General features: G+C 54.6%; 15 protein-coding genes. 8 read left to right on the top strand and 7 right to left on the bottom strand.

The window, feature by feature from the left end; translation table 11 throughout:
- Positions 1–107 precede the first annotated feature (107 nt).
- From AC07W0_RS21095 to AC07W0_RS21105, 3 genes are read right to left on the bottom strand one after another with little or no spacing between them, the layout of a single operon-like run.
- A complete protein-coding gene (locus AC07W0_RS21095; protein WP_102618210.1) occupies positions 108–1,013 on the bottom strand; it encodes a ParB/RepB/Spo0J family partition protein in 906 nt (301 codons plus the stop codon).
- The gene (locus tag AC07W0_RS21100; protein ID WP_102618209.1) at positions 1,001–1,930 is read right to left on the bottom strand and encodes a ParB/RepB/Spo0J family partition protein; all 930 of its coding nucleotides are present in this window, start codon (positions 1,928–1,930) and stop codon (positions 1,001–1,003) included. The genes AC07W0_RS21095 and AC07W0_RS21100 overlap by 13 nt, the downstream gene beginning before the upstream one ends.
- On the bottom strand, positions 1,927–3,492 hold the full coding sequence (locus AC07W0_RS21105) for a recombinase family protein (RefSeq protein ID WP_102618208.1): 1,566 nt from the start codon (positions 3,490–3,492) through the stop codon (positions 1,927–1,929). The genes AC07W0_RS21100 and AC07W0_RS21105 overlap by 4 nt, the downstream gene beginning before the upstream one ends.
- Positions 3,493–3,593: 101 nt before the next feature.
- Between AC07W0_RS21105 and AC07W0_RS21110 the strand changes: the two genes are divergently transcribed.
- The 3 genes from AC07W0_RS21110 (at position 3,594) to AC07W0_RS21120 (ending at position 6,616) form a co-directional block, all read left to right on the top strand.
- Positions 3,594–3,953, top strand: coding sequence for a hypothetical protein (locus tag AC07W0_RS21110; protein ID WP_102618207.1), 360 nt, complete (start codon positions 3,594–3,596; stop codon positions 3,951–3,953).
- An 88-nt stretch (positions 3,954–4,041) separates the two neighbouring features.
- Positions 4,042–5,943 carry a GmrSD restriction endonuclease domain-containing protein gene (locus AC07W0_RS21115; RefSeq protein ID WP_102618206.1) on the top strand — a complete coding sequence of 634 codons (1,902 nt, stop codon included), beginning with the start codon at positions 4,042–4,044 and terminating at the stop codon, positions 5,941–5,943.
- Between the two features lie 256 nt (positions 5,944–6,199).
- Entirely contained in the window at positions 6,200–6,616 is a 417-nt protein-coding gene (locus tag AC07W0_RS21120; protein ID WP_102618205.1) for a hypothetical protein, read from the top strand.
- 299 nt (positions 6,617–6,915) lie between these two features.
- Here the strand turns inward: AC07W0_RS21120 and norW are convergent, their stop codons facing one another.
- Together norW and norV are read right to left on the bottom strand one after the other, a co-directional pair.
- Complete coding sequence (gene norW / locus AC07W0_RS21125) at positions 6,916–8,049, bottom strand: NADH:flavorubredoxin reductase NorW (protein ID WP_102618204.1); 1,134 nt, start codon at positions 8,047–8,049, stop codon at positions 6,916–6,918.
- Positions 8,046–9,488, bottom strand: a complete 1,443-nt coding sequence (gene norV / locus AC07W0_RS21130; RefSeq protein WP_102618203.1) for an anaerobic nitric oxide reductase flavorubredoxin — start codon at positions 9,486–9,488, stop codon at positions 8,046–8,048. The genes norW and norV overlap by 4 nt, the downstream gene beginning before the upstream one ends.
- A gap of 160 nt (positions 9,489–9,648) precedes the next feature.
- On the opposite strand from norV, the gene norR reads away from it, so the two are divergent.
- Positions 9,649–11,172 (top strand): nitric oxide reductase transcriptional regulator NorR, encoded by a 1,524-nt coding sequence (gene norR / locus AC07W0_RS21135; RefSeq protein ID WP_079442533.1) that lies wholly within the window; start codon positions 9,649–9,651, stop codon positions 11,170–11,172.
- A gap of 85 nt (positions 11,173–11,257) precedes the next feature.
- Here norR and AC07W0_RS21140 read toward each other — a convergent pair whose 3' ends face one another.
- On the bottom strand, positions 11,258–12,460 hold the full coding sequence (locus tag AC07W0_RS21140; protein WP_102618202.1) for a cytochrome P450: 1,203 nt from the start codon (positions 12,458–12,460) through the stop codon (positions 11,258–11,260).
- A 199-nt stretch (positions 12,461–12,659) separates the two neighbouring features.
- Between AC07W0_RS21140 and AC07W0_RS21145 the strand changes: the two genes are divergently transcribed.
- The 4 genes from AC07W0_RS21145 to AC07W0_RS21160 all read left to right on the top strand — a co-directional run bounded on the left by AC07W0_RS21145 (position 12,660) and on the right by AC07W0_RS21160 (position 15,873).
- A complete protein-coding gene (locus tag AC07W0_RS21145) occupies positions 12,660–13,007 on the top strand; it encodes a hypothetical protein (RefSeq protein WP_017848951.1) in 348 nt (115 codons plus the stop codon).
- Between the two features lie 414 nt (positions 13,008–13,421).
- Positions 13,422–13,772, top strand: a complete 351-nt coding sequence (locus AC07W0_RS21150; protein WP_046381569.1) for a hypothetical protein — start codon at positions 13,422–13,424, stop codon at positions 13,770–13,772.
- Positions 13,773–14,055: 283 nt separating this feature from the next.
- Entirely contained in the window at positions 14,056–14,829 is a 774-nt protein-coding gene (locus AC07W0_RS21155; protein ID WP_102618201.1) for an SDR family oxidoreductase, read from the top strand.
- A 114-nt stretch (positions 14,830–14,943) separates the two neighbouring features.
- Positions 14,944–15,873 (top strand): LysR family transcriptional regulator, encoded by a 930-nt coding sequence (locus AC07W0_RS21160; RefSeq protein WP_017848954.1) that lies wholly within the window; start codon positions 14,944–14,946, stop codon positions 15,871–15,873.
- Between the two features lie 32 nt (positions 15,874–15,905).
- On the opposite strand, the gene AC07W0_RS21165 is transcribed toward AC07W0_RS21160, so the two are convergent.
- Entirely contained in the window at positions 15,906–16,628 is a 723-nt protein-coding gene (locus AC07W0_RS21165; protein WP_017848955.1) for a response regulator transcription factor, read from the bottom strand.

The following is a 16,628-nucleotide window of genomic DNA, read 5'->3' on the forward strand; positions in this document are numbered from 1 at the left end:
CTGGGACAGAAATCAGCAATCCGTCCTGGGTCAATTTTCAATCGGCAGGGTGGGTCAGTTTTCAATCAGCGCCAACACGATACTGAAAAAGATCGGTTTTGAAATGGTCATTCCCGTTCGGGCGTTCTGGCGTCGGAACTGACCGCGTCTATGATCGCGCTTAGCTCTTCCAAGAGTTCGCCATGGCAGCGGTTTAAGTAGCTCGATATGTTTTCATTGCGTAGCAGTCGTACGATATAGCCCTTCGCAACCACAAGAATCAGCATCGTTTCCCCCAGCGTCTCTTCAACGACTTTGTAATCGTGGTACAGCTTTTCCATCTCGCGTTCCATCCTTGCGATTTCCTCAACGCTGACCTCGGATGCGAGGTTGGTTTTTTTCTCAATCAACATGTCTGGGCGCGTCGCCGCCAGCACCATCGCTGCATAGGTCTGGGTGAAGCAGTTGGCGGAAACCATCAGTTCTACCGCTTCAATCTGGCGGAAGGGTTTCATTTTTCTAAGCGTACGAAAAACGTCCTGGCTTACCATTTTGACCTTGAGCATTTCCGCTACTTCAGGGGCAATGCCATCAAGCAAGTGCTGGCGCTCATGGATGCGGTCCACGTTGATGCCCAGTACCTTGGCAATCAGGGCTGGGGAAATGCCCTTATGAATAGCGGCGAGGATCATCTTGTGCTCTTGCACAGGCGTTAAGCGGTTGATCTGCCGGTTGTAGGTAAAGCCTTCGTCATCGGTTGATAGCAGGCACAGGGCCTCGCTGGCGCCCAGTGCTTTTAACGCGTACAAGCGAAGATGGCCATCCAGCAACATGAAGGTTGAAGTACCCTCCACGTTATTATGTTGCCGATGCACCGCGAGCGGCTCAATGACCCCCAGCTCCCGAATGGACGTCATGATGGTTAAGTATTTTTTGCTTTGCTCGATCTCCTTATCCAGAGTTCGGGTCGGCAAAATCTGGTCGAGGGGGACAGGGATAATCTGTCTCTCAAAGCCTTGTTTCACCTGGGCCATGAACAGCCCTCACCTTGAATACGATCAGCCAACGACTTAGGCATGTCCGGAATTTTTTCGCTGCGCAGCAGCGTGCAGAAATAATCGTCGGCCAGCAGTCGCCGCATGGCAGTTACCATGATTAGTAGGCGTTGCTCATTGATGTCGGATTTTTTAATCATGACTCTCTGGCGCCTGACCTCGGTTTGGTAGGTCCTCAGGAGTTTTTGCGGCGTCGTCGTTTGGTCGGCGTTTGATCGCCGTTGGCCATAATTTTTCCCCAAGGCCCTTCGTCTGTCGATTAATCGTCTGACCTTGATCAGCTGTTCGCCTTTCAATACACCTGTCTCATAGGCTTTCACCATCGCCACTTGCACCTCGGTATCACTAGATCTGGCGACTTCGGTGGCGATACTGAGTGGTAGCCAGCCTTTCTCCACGGCGGCGATCAGCCGTTCCTCTCCTTGGCGCAAGAGCACAAGAATGGCGTTGATATAAGTCGGATCCAAGCTGGTTTTGACGCTGATTTGTTTGGTGGTGTATCCGCGCTCTGAAAGGATTTGGATGGAGTAAAGTAAGTCCTTATTGGTGTGTTTACGGCGTGCAAGGTTTTCTACAAGACTGATGAGAAATCGGTCTGCCTCACTGGCACTGACGACGACACAGGGGATTTCTCTTTCGCCGAGAGCACAAAAAGCTTCGTATCGCCCTTGCCCGCATACCAATTCGAACAAACCTTTAGGCTCTTGGGCGTTGGAGGGTGTGACGGTAATCGGGCGCTTCAAGCCCAAGCTCGAAATATTTTCGACCAGCTTGGCAAACACCTGCTTATTGCGCGCACGAGGGTTGAGGACTCGAATACGATCCAGACTGATCATTTGGATGATTGCCGCCTCCCCGACATGGTGTGGGCTTCGAGGGTGTTGTGGCATGTTCATGCGGCTTTCCCCACAACAGTGCGACGAGACAGCTGCGCAAGTGCTTCGAGGCTGTCGTAGCGATAGATTTCCAGGTTGGAGGCGTTGGACTCATTCAGACGGATGTTGGACTGTTGAATATCGATTGTCGGCAGTATGTAGTAATCGCGGGCTAACTCTTCCCCTGGTTCCATACGGACGGCAACAGTGATATCTGGCGAGAGGCCAAGGTCGAAGCGAATTTTCCAACGACTTACCCCAGAGCTACCACGCTGACAGCGGCACAGTACAAGAGAAATCAGCAGCTCTTCGTTGACTTGGAGTAGGTCGCTTACGGGATCGATGGCGACTCTTCCTCCTACTTGCTGAATATGCTCCACAGTACGAGCCAGAATTAGTGGGTGCATCAGTCGAAGTTGATGATTGGCGGCAACGTAGTCGTAATCCCGAGAAGGGGTGTAGCCAATCAGCGAGTAGCTCCGTAGAAGGCTGCCAAATCGATATTGATACGCCGTGCTGGAGGGGCAATCGTCAGACTCATTGATAATCAGACCAGACAGATAGCCAGATTTTTCATAGAGCTGTTTGAGTCTCTCCAGCATCTCTGAATCTGGCATGCGATAGCTGCGTGACTGGATGATCTCCCTGGCAGCAGCGAACAATACCGGATCCACTACGGCTGGAAATGCACCGTCTGCTCGAACCCATTGGTCCGGAGGGTTGCGTACGTGTTCATCCTTGAGCTTGAAAGAAGAGCGATTCCAGACATTATTTCCTATGTACTTCTCATTCGTGAGCACTTGGTGGACTGCACCCTTGGTCCATGGCCTGGCCAGGTCGCTTTGGAGTCCGCGATTATTTAGCTGCTCGGCAATCTCCCTTTCGGTATAGCCCGCCTCAACAAATTGCTTATAGATCCACTGAACCGTCGCGACCTCCTCCGATGGCCCTGGGATCAGTTTGACACGATCTGTCTGGATGCTTTTGTGTTGACCTAAAACCAGTTCAGCTTTGGGGGCACCGGCTGCATCCACGAGTTGCCTTCTTAGCCCATAGCCTGCCATCCCCCCTTGTCTGAAGCCCATTTGAATCAGACGTGCCTGCCCTGCAAAAACTTTCACTGATAATTCGCGGCTGTACTCACCGGCCATCATTCGCTTTAGATTCTTGACGACGTTCGAGAGTGGGGATCCGTCATTAGCAAATTGCTCTGCGCAATAGTGAACCGAGACACCGGCCTGTCGGCACCTTACTTCGAAGCTGGCAGCCAAATCCGGATCTTGAAATCTGCCCCAGCGGCTGACGTCGTAGACGAGAATGGTGGAGAAGCTGACTTGGCCGCTTTCAACGTCGGTGAACAATTGAATCAAAGCATCACGCCCTTCTAGGCGAAGACCACTTTTACCGGCGTCGGTGTAAATTTTGACGATTTCGAGGGAGTGCGCTGCCGCATAGAGTTTGATTGTGTCGAGCTGATTTTCAGTTGAATACTGCTGATGTTCTGTGGACATCCGGACGTAAGCCGCTGCCGAGCCTGCGTCGTGGCGTGAGCTTTCTGAGTGAGCACTTTTATGACTGCGCATACGCAATAGCCCCTGCGTGCATCCACACTAGACTTGCGCCGTCGGGGCGCTACTCAAGCAAGCGGTGTGTCTTTCAACCATAGAGGATTAACGGAGGAAAAATGCTTCCTAAAAAGGGCAAAACTTTTCCGACTAGGCAAGATTACGCATCGGGATTGGCGGTGGCTTTGCAAGGTGAGCTGGGCTCGACGCACCAAGCAGTTAAGACACTAATGAGGTGGACAAATGCGAACGAGAGGACTGCCAAAAACTGGCTGAGAGGGACTTGCGGCCCGCGAGGTGAGCATTTGGCTCGTCTTATTCAGCACTCCGATGCCGTCTTGGCAAGCTTTCTGGAAATGTCTCAACGTAACAGCGTTGTAATGTTCGCGACGCTTCCATCGCTGAGGTTGGATTTGATACGGGCGGTGGATGCAATTGATTGTTGCTTGTCTATGTCAGGCGGAGCTGAGCTTAAGTAATACGGATTTGTACTCAAGAAGAGCTATGCGGATACGAGCCAAAAAGGCATGCTGGCTTTCTTACATCAGTTCGCGAAGGATTGCTCCGATGGCGGGTTCAACATTTCAAACCAACCCTATCGACCTGTTCAAGCTCCTGTCCGATAGTCATCAGGGTGTTCTGCAACTTCCAGATTTTCAGAGGAGCTGGGTTTGGGATGAAGACCGTATAAAAAGTCTGATAGCCTCGATCTCGCGGGCTTTTCCTGTAGGTGCTCTTATGACCTTAGATACAGGGGGAGCAGTGGATTTCAAGCCGCGCCTTATTGAGGGCGCGCCCTCCTCGTCAAAATCTATGCCTCCTCAATCACTGCTATTGGACGGGCAGCAGCGTATGACGTCAATGTACCAGGTCACGTTGCGCGGCCAAGTCGTTGAAACAGTGACGCCCAAAAAGAAGAAGGTAAAACGATGGTTTTACATCGATATTCGAAAGGCATTAGACCCATCTGTAGATAGGGAAGACGCGATAGTTGGTCTCCCAGAGGATCGTGTGCTGCGAAGTGCTTTTGGTCGAGAGATAATTTCCGACCTTTCCACTCCGGACAAAGAATATGCAGCGATGATGTTTCCTGTTTCCCAGGTTTTCGATTGGGATCAGTGGCAGGACGGGTTTGATGAATACTGGTCGACTGTCGATGATAAGACGACGCGTAGTGAGTTTCGGGCGTTCAAAAAAGAAATTCTAGAGAACTTCAAATCATACAGAGTACCGGTTATTGCGCTGGATCGGGCTACGAGCAAGGAGGCCGTGTGTGTTGTATTCGAGAAGGTGAATACGGGAGGCAAGCCTCTCGACGCATTTGAGTTGGTAACGGCAATGTATGCCGCTTCGGGTCATGAGCTGCGTAAAGATTGGTATGGAGATGAGCATACCAAAGGGCGTCATCGTCGTTTTACTGAAGCGCTGCGACCAGCGGATGCCGAAAGCGGAATCATCGCAAATGTGGCCAACACCGATTTCCTGCAAGCAATCTCGCTGTTCCATACACGAGATCGCCGCCGACTTGCGGAGCAGCAGGGAAAACAGGGCAAAGACCTACCTGCTGTGACGGGGAATCGCCACGCGTTACTCAACCTACCGCTTGAGGCGTACAAGCAGTACGAGCATCAGGTGGAAGCGGGTTTTATCAAGGCTGCGAAATTTTTACACACGCTTCATATTTATCGTATTTTCGATTTGCCGTACCAATCGCAAATTGTACCTCTAGCGGCGATTCTGGCTGATATCGGAGATGCTTGGGAGCACGACGCTAACCGGGCGAAATTGGTTCAATGGTATTGGAATGGAGTCTTTGGCGAGCTTTATGGTTCTGCCGTCGATACTCGCATCGCGCGAGATTTCACGGAGGTTCCGGCTTGGCTGAAGGGTGGATCTGAACCATCGACCGTAAGCGAAACGATATTTCGGCCTGATCGTTTGAAAAGCATGCGCATGCGTCTTTCTGCCGCTTACAAAGGTGTCAACGCATTGCTGATGAAGGAAGGTGCTCGGGATATCCGGTCAGGTCAGAAGTTCGATCACACGGTATTTTTCGGCGAGTCAGTCGACATCCACCATATCTTTCCTCAGGACTGGTGCAAGAAGCGCAACATTCCACCACAGGTCTACGACTCCATCATTAACAAAACACCTTTGTCATTCCGGACGAACCGGGTCATCGGCGGTGTGGCACCCTCCGTTTACCTACAGAAACTGGAGTTAGGCGATGCTTCCACACCTGGTGTGGATTCGAAAAATCTAGATAGTTACCTCATATCTCACTTTATCGATCCTGACGTACTCAGGAGAGATGCTTTTGAGGAGTTTATGGAGGATAGGCAGCAACGGCTCCTGGCGCTGATTGAGCAAGCCACCTGCAAAACTGCCTACAAAGGTGATGTGCAGGAGGAAGGCGAAGATGTAGAAAACGATGCGGATACCACCGAAGCAGGACTGACGCTGAGATGACACTGCGGATAACTCCGTCACCCGCCCATTCAGGGCTGCTTGCCCACCAATATTGAGTGATTGTCATGCCCGAACAGCTCAGCAAAGCCTACCTGCTGAACGCCGCTAAGGAAGAATTGGAAACCTTGGCGGAGATACCCAAACGTCACATTTTTGGATCAAACAGACGGTAGCGGCTGTTGTCCCGATTTCTGTCGGCGCCGCTTTAGGCTATTGGTTATCTGATGGTGCTGCTACGGGAAACCAGGCAGTTGCAATGAAAGACATCATGACAGGGATCATGACGTTCATTTCTGTGCTCGCTGGTTTCATGGTCACCTTGATGCTGTTCACTGGGAGAAGCGGTGGCTCCAAGTTGCTAACCGTCGATCAAGCACCCCTCTATGTTGAAAAAATTACCTACCTCCTTTTTTCCCAAGCAGTGACCCTGGCGGTCCACATCGCCTGCATCCTTGCTTGCCTAATCTGGCTGATCGTCCAAAGTCACGGTGAGGCGGTAGCTGTCGGGCAATGGCTATTCGTCTTGAGCATTGGATTGCTGATTCTATCAATGTTTAGAACCCTTCTTCTGCCATTCCAGATTTATGAGGTCCACCATTTCGAATTGACCGCGATGGTGGAGGAGAAAAATGAGGAGTTCCGGAGGGCGTTACGCGAGCGACAGGGGCTGTAATCGGTCTCTTGGTTGAGTTGCGATTAATGAACGGAAACGACATTTAATAGTGTTAAAAAACTGCGGGATGACACTAATTGCGGCTCATCTGCGACATTTATAGTGCCCATGCTTCACGAGGAACCCTGGTTCCACCTAGGGTACGAATGACACTTAATATGCCCATCGACATCGGGTGTAGGAACTTACAAAAGCAGCTGAACTTCACACTATGCGCGCTACAAAAAAGGCCAACCCCTGCGGGTTGGCCTTTTTTTGCCCGTATGTCCAGGAACGCGCGAGAGCTCTGCCAATTGGATTCACAGCGAGAGTTGCCGTAGTAGCGTAAAGGCCTGCTTCATTTGGTCTTCACTGACGACGAACGCACGTAACTGCCCTGCCATATCCATGCCTCTGGCTATCAGCCCCTGTGCCTCAAGGCTGATCTGCCATTGCAAGTCCTTGCGGCTGGTTTCTCCGGCCAGGTGCAGCGGCATTTCCGGAGTCTTGACCTTCACCAGCATCGCCGGGAACTTAACTTCCTCATTCCCACCCAGCACATTACGCGCGAGGGTCATGGCGCTTACCTGGATAGGTTGCAGAAACGGCAGTAGCTTGCCCTGGATTTGCGCGCAATCGCCAACGGCGAATATGCGTGGGTCAGAGGTGCACATGCGTTCATCAACTTCAATGCCACGGTCCACTCGTAAGCCAGCCTGTGTGGCTAACGTCGTATCGGGCTTCAACCCAATTGAGGCAACGATCACATCGGCGCTGATGTGTCGGCCGTTGGACAACGTCGCCAACAGGCCATCGTTTCTCTTTTCAATGGATACCAACGCCTGGTTAAACAGCATCTCCACACCCATCTGGCATAACCGGTGCTGCAGGCGGCTGCTCACCTCAACAGGAAGCAACGATGCGAGCAGGCTGCAGGACTTGTCCATCAGCACCACCTGCTTTCCGGCACGATTGATGTCCATGGCCAGTTCACTGCCAATCAAGCCGGCCCCGAGGATCAGTACGCGCTGTGCAGCCCGCAGTGCATGTTGTGCATGACGGTATTCCTGCTGGCTGTTCAGAGTCACCATCCACTCCCGCCCGGGAATCGGCGGAACCATGGCTTGCGCCCCCGTGGCGAGAATCAGTTGGTCGTAGCTGAATGCCTCATTACCGGCGCTAACACGCTGGTTTTCGCGGTCAATCGCAGTGAGCTGGCAGCACGAGTTCAGGGTCAACCGATACATCTCGGCAAACTCTGCCGCAGGCTGGCGAGTCATGTCGTCGGCAGTCTGATTGAGACTGACGACGTGACTCAGGTCGGGCTTGTTGTACTCATCGCAACTGTCTGCAGCGATCAATCGAATGGGCACCGCTGCATCGAGCCGGCGCAAGTTCTTGACCACCTGACGAGCCGCGAAGCCGGAGCCCACAATGACGATTTCCCGGTTCATGTCGCCTCCGAAGGCAGCTCATCGAATACCGATTTACCCATTGAACATTCAGGGCACAGGAAGTAATCAGGCACATCACACCAGGCCGTACCGGCCTGCACATCCTGCATCGGCTCGCCGATCGCGGGGTCGTAAATCCATTGGCAGACACTGCAGCGCATGCGCAGGCCGTTGTCCGCGATGGGGTCTGCCTGGGCAGTTGCGGTGGCTGCAGCGGGTACGACATGTGCAGCCGTCGATGGATGCAGCGCCCATTGCCGAGCGATTTCGCGGCCATGAGCCCGGCAAACCTCAAGCGCGTCACCGTCCGGCCGCCACTTGGCTTTGAGCGCCAATGTGGTTTCAAAACCAGCGTCCATCAAGCGTGTCTGGATACGGTCTACCGCCCCGCCATTCCAGCCGTAACTGCCAAACGCCGAAGCCTTTTTGTCACGAAAACGCAGCCCGGTTATTTCCTCCAGCAGCGCGGCGACTTTCGGCATCATCACGTTGTTCATGGTGGACGAGCCCACCAAAACGCCTTTTGAGCGGAACACGTTGGTCAGAATCTCATTCTTGTCGTGGCGCGCGACGTTGAAAATCTTCACCGCCACACCGGGATCGACTTCGTGAATACCCTGCGCGATGGCATCGGCCATCATGCGGGTGTTGTTCGACATGGTGTCGTAGAACAGGGTGATGCGATCCTCCTGATAGTCCGCCGCCCATTCCAGATAGCGGTGCACGATCTGCGTCGGATTATCCCGCCACACCACGCCATGAGCGGTGGCAATCATATCGACCGGCAGGTTGAAACCGAGGATCTCGGTAATCTTGGCAATGACCAGGCGACTGAATGGGGTGAGGATATTGGCGTAGTAGCGTTGGCACTGTTCGAACAGTTCGTTTTGATCCACTTCATCATTAAACAGGTGTTCGTCGCAGTAATGCTGGCCAAAGGCGTCGTTACTGAACAGAACGGCATCGCCGGTCATGTACGTCATCATGCTGTCCGGCCAATGCAGCATCGGGGTTTCCACGAAAACCAGCTGTTTGCCATTGCCGACATCCAGGGTGTCGCCGGTATGGACGACGTGGAAATTCCATTCGGGATGATGGTGATGACCATTGATCGAGTCCACGCCATTGGCGGTGCAATAGATCGGCGTATTCGGGATCAGCGACATCAACTCTGTCAGCGCTCCTGCATGGTCCTCTTCCGCATGGTTGATGACGATACAGTCCAGCGTGTTCAGGTCGATTTCCATCGCCAGGTTCTGTATGAATTCCCGACTGAACCTGTGATCAACCGTATCAATCAGTACGGTCTTTTCTTCACGGATCAGGTAGCTGTTATAGCTGCTACCTTTGTGGCATTTGTATTCTGTGCCATGAAAGTCCCGCACTTCCCAATCGCGCTGACCGACCCAATGAATGTTGTTTTTGACGTGAATTGACATGACCTACCTCGGTATAGAAATGATGTTCTACACTGAAGATGGCAACCTTCGTGCCATATAATAACTAGTTGATTTAAAAGGAAAAATAAAACAGTGATTGTCAATATGACATTGCCCGACTATTGTCTTTATGACTAATTCATTGTCAAAGTGACAAACCATGAGTCTCTCCGTTGAATCCCTGGCACGCATCGCTATTGAGCTGCAAAGCGGCATTTCCCATCAGGACCGCTTTCAACGTCTGATCAATACCCTGCGCCAATTGCTCGGTTGCGACGCCTCTGCCTTGTTACGTTATGAACAGCGACTGTTCCGTCCGCTGGCGATCGATGGCCTGGCACCGGATGTTCTGGGGCGCCGCTTCAGCCTTGATGCACATCCGCGCCTGGAAGCCATCGCTCGCGCCGGTGACGTGGTGCGCTTTCCGGCAGAGAGTCATTTGCCTGATCCCTATGACGGCCTGATCCCGAGCCGGCAGGACCTCAAAGTACATGCCTGCATCGGGTTACCGTTGTTCGCGGACCAGACACTGATTGGTGCGCTGACGATCGATGGCATGGACCCGGCACAGTTTGATCACTTCAGCGACGAAGAGCTGCGACTGGTGGGCGCCCTCGCTTCTGCTGCCTTGACCAATGCGTTGCTGGTCGAGCAACTGGAAAGTCAGACCATTACGCCTCTCTCCATCAGTCATGTCCCGGCGGGCAAACCCGGCACCGAAATGGTCGGGCTCAGCGAGGTCATGCAACAGTTGAAAAGAGAGATCGAAATGGTGGCAGGTTCCGACCTGAACGTTTTGATCACTGGAGAAACCGGGGTCGGCAAGGAACTGGTCGCCAAGGCGATACATGAAGGTTCATCACGCGCCAGTCACCCTGTGGTCTATCTAAACTGCGCTGCGCTGCCGGAGTCAGTGGCTGAGAGTGAGTTGTTCGGCCATGTCAAAGGTGCCTTCACCGGGGCGATCCATCATCGCACCGGCAAGTTCGAAATGGCCGATAACGGCACACTGTTCCTCGACGAAATCGGTGAACTGTCGCTGAGCCTGCAAGCAAAACTGCTGCGGGTATTGCAATACGGCGACCTGCAACGGGTCGGTGACGATACCGTCTTGCGGGTCAACGTAAGGGTGCTTGCCGCGACCAATCGTGACCTGAAGCAGGAGGTGCTGAACAATCGCTTCCGGGTCGACCTGTTCCACCGTTTAAGCGTGTTCCCTGTGCATGTGCCGCCACTGCGTGAGCGTGGACAGGACATCACATTGCTAGCGGGTTTTTTCTGCGAGCAGAGCCGGGTACGCATGGGATTGCAACGGGTGGCGTTGGCTGCCGGTTGCCTGTCGTTGCTCAAGCAGTACTCGTGGCCAGGAAACGTTCGCGAACTGGAGCATGCTGTTTATCGAGCGACAATCCTTGCTCGTGCGACCCAGCAAAGTGAAGAGCTGCTGCTGGAAGCACAGCATTTCAATCAAGTACCCGAACAGCTGGCGATACTGCCTGTTGCTGTGGATGTTCCTTCCAGCAGCGTTGGCCAATGCCTACGGGATGCGACGGATAGCTTCCAGCGTCAGCTGATTGAAAACACGCTGAAAAATTGCGCAGATAACTGGTCTGCCTGTGCGCGAATGCTCGATATGGATGTGGCCAACCTGCACCGACTGGCGAAGCGGCTCGGTTTGAAATAACACTCGCGGCCGATCAGGGCTCAATGCAGGTCAGTCATGCTGACCCACATGTCGCCCTTGCCGCCAAGCGGTCCAGCATAAAACGCTATCGGATCTCGAGGGGAAGGCCGGCGCCCAACGGTTGGGACGGCGGTTTCTGAATCTGCAGGTGTAGAGAAGAAAACCCACCGGCAGGGAAAAACGCGTTCACTGGTTCTTTATCCGGCGCCAGCGTAATCCGGCTGGTGCGTCCAAGCAGTTCTTCCATCACGATCCGTAGCTCCAGTCTGGCAAGCGGCGCACCGGGGCAGACATGAATGCCGGCGCCATAGAGCAGGTTCAGCTCGGGATCGCGATCGAGGCGCAATTCATCGGGATCTCCAAAGACCGCTTCGTCCCGATTGGCGGACGCCCAGTTGAGGGCAATACGCGAACCCTTCGCCAGCGTGCGCCCACCCAGCGTGACCTCTTTCGTAGTCACCCGACGGTTCATGATCAGTGGTGCATGAATACGCAGTATTTCATCAATGGCGACAGGTAACAGCGCGGGTTGTTCGCGCAATCGCTGCTGCCACCCGAAGTTGGTCGCCAGATAGTGCGCAAGAATGCCGACCGAGGCGGAAATGGTACCGAGTTCGCCGACCGTCCAGTTACGTAGAATGCTGACGATCTCGTCGTCCGTCAGGGGCCTTCCCAAGGACTGGTCGCGTAGCAAGAGGGTCGTGATGTCATGCGACGCAGCAGCGCCAGCGGTACGGCGCACGTCCAGCAGATCCTTGATGTAACCGTCAAACTCAAGGGCCACGGCACTCAGGGCCGCCTCGTCTCTGGACAGCGTGGCCGAGTGATTCTTCAGCGTCCACAGGCGCAGCGGTTCATGAAAATCCGCCGGCCAACCCAGCCAGGCACACTGGATCTGCAACGCAAAGATCTGGGCAAATTCGCCGATCAGTTCTGCACGGCCTTCATCCGGTAATGCCTGCACCAGACGAACCGCTATGTCACGGCACGTCGGCGCAAAGGCATCCATATGCTCCGGGCTGAAATAACGCTCGATGAGGTTCCGGTACGCCGTATGTTCGGGCGGATCCATTCCGTTGGGGACCGCGGGGAAACGCGAGACGGCATTGCTGAAGGTTTCATGATCGTTAAGTACGCGCAGCACATCCGCATGCCTGAATAACGACGTATAGCCATATTGACTGTGTGCGACCGGGCAACGGTGGCGCATGTCGTCATAGGCTGTCGTCTGATCCTTTAATACGGCTTCAGACCTGGGATCCCAATCCGGTAGCGATTTCTTGTCCATCGTTTACTCCATAAACCCGTCCCGCTGAGAACCCGGAAACAAGGAAGCAAGGTTTGTCGGCCTACTTGTACTCGGTCGGGACATGTAGGAAATACCCGCTAGACTGAAACCATGCACGACGTCCCTACGTCGGCATCACTTGGGTGAAGTCTGTACGGGCTTATAGGGAAATCGGCTATTAGCTAGCCAGGGGGTTGTGATGAGTAAGCTTCAGCAGTGGGTAAACTCGCAGGGCAGCACTGCGCTGTGGGTGGTGTTCTGGCTCTATGGGGTGGTGCTCAGCAATGTACTGTTTGGCCTGATTCTGGTCGCCTTCAACAAAGTTGCACCCTCCCTGTTTGGTCTAATGCTGCTGGGTTTTGTGGCCTACACCGCGTGCATGCTCAATGCGGTATGGCGCAATGCGGATAATGTCAGTGACCCCCTCTACGGTCAGATCGCTCGTTTCCTCACGGTGGCCTGGTCGATCAACGCGGTATTGGTTTCGGGCTTTCTCTTCCTGGGCCATCTGAATGCCGTTGCCCTCCCCCTGCCGCTGCCTTTTTGATTCCAGATAACCTGGGCCCTCAATGTGGGGTTTGAACGTTAGAGCCCAGGTCATTGCGCCGTTGCGATTATCGCGCCAATTGATTGTCTGCATAGTTGATCAATATCAATTCCATTATTTCTGTCGATCGCCATCACCGTTTCAACGCTATCTCAAGTGCAACAACTCGATCTTCGCTCATGACGCATAGCGGCTCTGTAGAACGTTGAGCGCTGTTCAACCCCTCCCTTCAACAAATTGCCTCAACCGGCGATAGGAAGTCATATTGACTATTTCTTTGTCATTATGACCTTTTTCAATTTAGGTCATAATGACAGTGTTGTTATTTAACTAGTTGATATTAAACAATAAAATTGTTGGCCCGGTTTGTGTATTAGGTAATGAACTTAACGCAAACCCCAAAGGGACAATCTCATGACTCGTACCATCGCGCTCAGTTTCACCCTGTGTACACTGCTGTCTCCGCTATGCCAGGCAGACCAGATAATCCGTGTAGTCCCCGACACAACCGCCGGCAAGGGGGTCGGCGTTTTGACCGGAATGATGGTTGGCGCGGTAGGCGGCCCGATTGGAGCATTAGTCGGCGCAGCTGGCGGTTTTTTTGCCGGCAGTGCGGTGCAAGGAGGCATTGGCAAGTCTGAAACCGCTTATGAAGTGAAAAACGCGCAAGGCGAGATTAGTACGGTGCGCTCACCCAATGGGCGTTTTGAAGTCGGGCAACAGGTCACGCGTAAAGGTGTGCGACTGGTGGCATCTGAGGAGTAAGAGGCTCCCGTCTGCGTCTTCCCAAGCATTCCAGGCCCTCCGTGGAGTTGCACACATAGATGGTTCGGCTAATCCTCACCGATTAGCTGAACATCACGAAAAGAGCCCGCCAAATCGCGGGCTTTTTTTGCATTCGATCCGGGTTTTTATTACGTGACCTTCCCCACTCCAATCTGCCTGATTGGGGTGTTTTTCTGGATTATTCATCCAGTCATCCACGGTTTATCGCCGCGTTGAAGCGGCCTAATCTCGATTCTCCATCGATTCGTGAAGGAGATTCTCCATGGCAGACCATTCCATTAAAGGCAAAGTCGTTCTCATCGCGGGTGGCGCGAAGAACCTTGGCGGTCTCATCGCCCGTGACATGGCCGCACAGGGTGCCAAGGCTGTTGCGATCCATTACAACAGCGCCGCGTCCAAGGTTGATGCCGATGCCACGGTTGCCGCCGTTCAGGCCAGCGGCGCACAGGCCGTCGCGCTGCAGGGGGATCTGACGACGGCCGGCGCCATCGAGAGGTTGTTCGCCGATGCCATCGCCGCGGTCGGCAAACCCGACATCGCCATCAACACCGTTGGCAAGGTGCTCAAAAAGCCGATGGCCGAGGTGAGTGAAGCCGAATACGACGAGATGAGCGCGGTCAACTCCAAGACCGCTTTCTTCTTCCTCAAGGAGGCGGGCAAGCACCTCAACGACCATGGCAAGATCTGCACGATAGTGACGTCGCTGCTGGGCGCCTTCACGCCGTTCTATGCCGCTTATGCCGGCACCAAGGCGCCGGTCGAACACTACACCCGAGCGGCCTCCAAGGAATTGGGCGCCCGCGGTATTTCGGTGACAGCGGTCGGTCCGGGGCCGATGGATACGCCGTTCTTCTACCCGGCCGAAGGCGCCGACGCGGTGGCCTATCACAAGACCGCCGCCGCGCTCTCGGCGTTCAGCAAAACAGGCCTGACCGACATCGAGGACGTGGTGCCTTTCATTCGCCATCTGGTCAGTGACGGCTGGTGGATCACCGGCCAGACCATTCTCATCAATGGTGGGTACACCACCAAGTAAATCCATTATCCGCAGTGTGATCTTCGTCGCCATCCGCTGCTGGGGCGCCGTACAATCGACGCAGAGCAGGCGCCCCTGGGCAGGCTGACGTCGGGACCATCGGCAGGGCAGATCATGGACAGATTCGACCAGTACCGCGTATTCGCCAAAGTGGCCGAGATGGGCAGCTTCATCAAAGCTGCCAACGCGCTGGAGATGCCACGAGCGTCGGTGTCTGCGGCCATCCAGCAGTTAGAGGCTCAGCTGGGCGTGCGCCTGCTGCATCGCACGACGCGGCAGGTACGGCTGACACCCGATGGGGAGCAATTGCTCAGCCGTGTGCGCCCGGTGTTGTGCAACGTCGAAGACATCGACCAGTTATTCCAGGCCAGCCAGCGGCAAGTCTCCGGCCGGCTGATCATCGATGTGCCCAGCCGCATTGCCCGCCGCGTCATTGCGCCAGCGCTGCCCGGCCTGTTGCGTTGTCATCCCCTGCTTCAATTGATTTTGGGTTCGACCGACCGGGCCATCGATCTGGTGCAGGAAGGTGTGGACTGTGCGGTGCGCGTTGGCGCGCTGCATGACAGCAGTCTTGTGGTGCGGCCGCTGGGTCAGATTGCCTTGATCAATTGTGCGAGCCCGGCCTATCTGCTTGAGCATGGAGAGCCTCAGCAGCCTGCGCAGCTACTCGACGGACATTGGACCATCGGCTATGCGTCGCCGAAGTCGGGCAAGGAACTGCCTTGGGAATACCTGTCCGGCGACGGCAGCGTGCAGCGGTTCGACGTGCCGAGCCGGGTGATCGTGAACAATGCCGAAAGCTATATCGCTTGCTGCCTTGCAGGGTTGGGGTTGATCCAGATCCCGCGCTTTGACGTCCAACACCTGCTGGACTCACGACAACTGGTGGAGGTCATGTCGAGTTACTGTGCCGCTTCGATGCCGGTATCCCTGCTCTACCCGCACCGCCGGCAGCGTTCGCAGCGACTGGATGTGTTCCACGAGTGGTTCGAGGCATTGATGCGGCCGTATTTGGATAGCCGCCACGTCCCTCTGCATCAATAAAGCCAAATGCTCCACGTGGAACATCGGCATTTTTAACCCGCTGAGGCGGCCGCCACACTCTCCAACCGGTAGCCGTATCCATAGATCGTCAACAACTGCCAACCCCGATCCGCGGTTAACCCCAGCTTGTTCCGCAGCCGATAGATATGTGTGTCCAGCGGCCGCGACGAGACCATTTCTTCATGGCTCCAGAACCGCTCATACAGATACTCGCGAGACAACGGCCGCGCCAGGTTGGCGAACAGGCAGCTGGCCAGGCGGTATTCGCGCTCGGTCAGGTTGATCGGTTTGCCCGCGCGGGTGACGGTCAGTTCGGCGTCGTCAAAGGTCAGGTCGTTGAAACTTTGCACTTCAGACGTCGCCGACTTTTGCAGACCGTGGCGGCGCAGGACGGCGTTGACCCGGGCTTTGAGTTCATTCGGGCGAAAGGGTTTACTGACGTAATCGTCGGCGCCGCTGTTCAGGGCGGTGACGATATCGCTCTCGGCATCGCGGCTGGTGAGCATGATCACCGCCGGAGGCGATTCCATGTGTTCACGGGTCCAGCGCAGCAAGGCGATGCCGCTGATGTCGGGCAGCTGCCAGTCGAGGATCAGTAGGTCGAAGGTTTCCCGGCGCAGTTGGCGCAGCAGGTCTTCACCGCGTTCGAAGCAATGCACAGACCAGGGCTGTTCCAGGTTGCTGGGAATCTGTCGCAGTGTCTGTTCCACCCGCTGCAATTCAGCGGGTTCGTCATCCAGTATTGCGACACGCAT

Source organism: Pseudomonas sp. GW704-F2, assembly GCF_059423025.1.

What these genes read in the sequence shown, in the direction of transcription:
- AC07W0_RS21120 (WP_102618205.1), top strand. Translation starts at nt 6,200, where the DNA reads ATGAAAGACATCATGACAGGGATCATGACGTTCATTTCTGTGCTCGCT.
- AC07W0_RS21165 (WP_017848955.1), bottom strand. Translation starts at nt 16,628, where the DNA reads ATGCGTGTCGCAATACTGGATGACGAACCCGCTGAATTGCAGCGGGTG.
- norV (WP_102618203.1), bottom strand. Translation starts at nt 9,488, where the DNA reads ATGTCAATTCACGTCAAAAACAACATTCATTGGGTCGGTCAGCGCGAT.
- norW (WP_102618204.1), bottom strand. Translation starts at nt 8,049, where the DNA reads ATGAACCGGGAAATCGTCATTGTGGGCTCCGGCTTCGCGGCTCGTCAG.
- AC07W0_RS21155 (WP_102618201.1), top strand. Translation starts at nt 14,056, where the DNA reads ATGGCAGACCATTCCATTAAAGGCAAAGTCGTTCTCATCGCGGGTGGC.
- norR (WP_079442533.1), top strand. Translation starts at nt 9,649, where the DNA reads ATGAGTCTCTCCGTTGAATCCCTGGCACGCATCGCTATTGAGCTGCAA.
- AC07W0_RS21115 (WP_102618206.1), top strand. Translation starts at nt 4,042, where the DNA reads ATGGCGGGTTCAACATTTCAAACCAACCCTATCGACCTGTTCAAGCTC.
- AC07W0_RS21105 (WP_102618208.1), bottom strand. Translation starts at nt 3,492, where the DNA reads ATGCGCAGTCATAAAAGTGCTCACTCAGAAAGCTCACGCCACGACGCA.
- AC07W0_RS21160 (WP_017848954.1), top strand. Translation starts at nt 14,944, where the DNA reads ATGGACAGATTCGACCAGTACCGCGTATTCGCCAAAGTGGCCGAGATG.
- AC07W0_RS21095 (WP_102618210.1), bottom strand. Translation starts at nt 1,013, where the DNA reads ATGGCCCAGGTGAAACAAGGCTTTGAGAGACAGATTATCCCTGTCCCC.
- AC07W0_RS21145 (WP_017848951.1), top strand. Translation starts at nt 12,660, where the DNA reads ATGAGTAAGCTTCAGCAGTGGGTAAACTCGCAGGGCAGCACTGCGCTG.
- AC07W0_RS21100 (WP_102618209.1), bottom strand. Translation starts at nt 1,930, where the DNA reads ATGAACATGCCACAACACCCTCGAAGCCCACACCATGTCGGGGAGGCG.
- AC07W0_RS21140 (WP_102618202.1), bottom strand. Translation starts at nt 12,460, where the DNA reads ATGGACAAGAAATCGCTACCGGATTGGGATCCCAGGTCTGAAGCCGTA.
- AC07W0_RS21110 (WP_102618207.1), top strand. Translation starts at nt 3,594, where the DNA reads ATGCTTCCTAAAAAGGGCAAAACTTTTCCGACTAGGCAAGATTACGCA.
- AC07W0_RS21150 (WP_046381569.1), top strand. Translation starts at nt 13,422, where the DNA reads ATGACTCGTACCATCGCGCTCAGTTTCACCCTGTGTACACTGCTGTCT.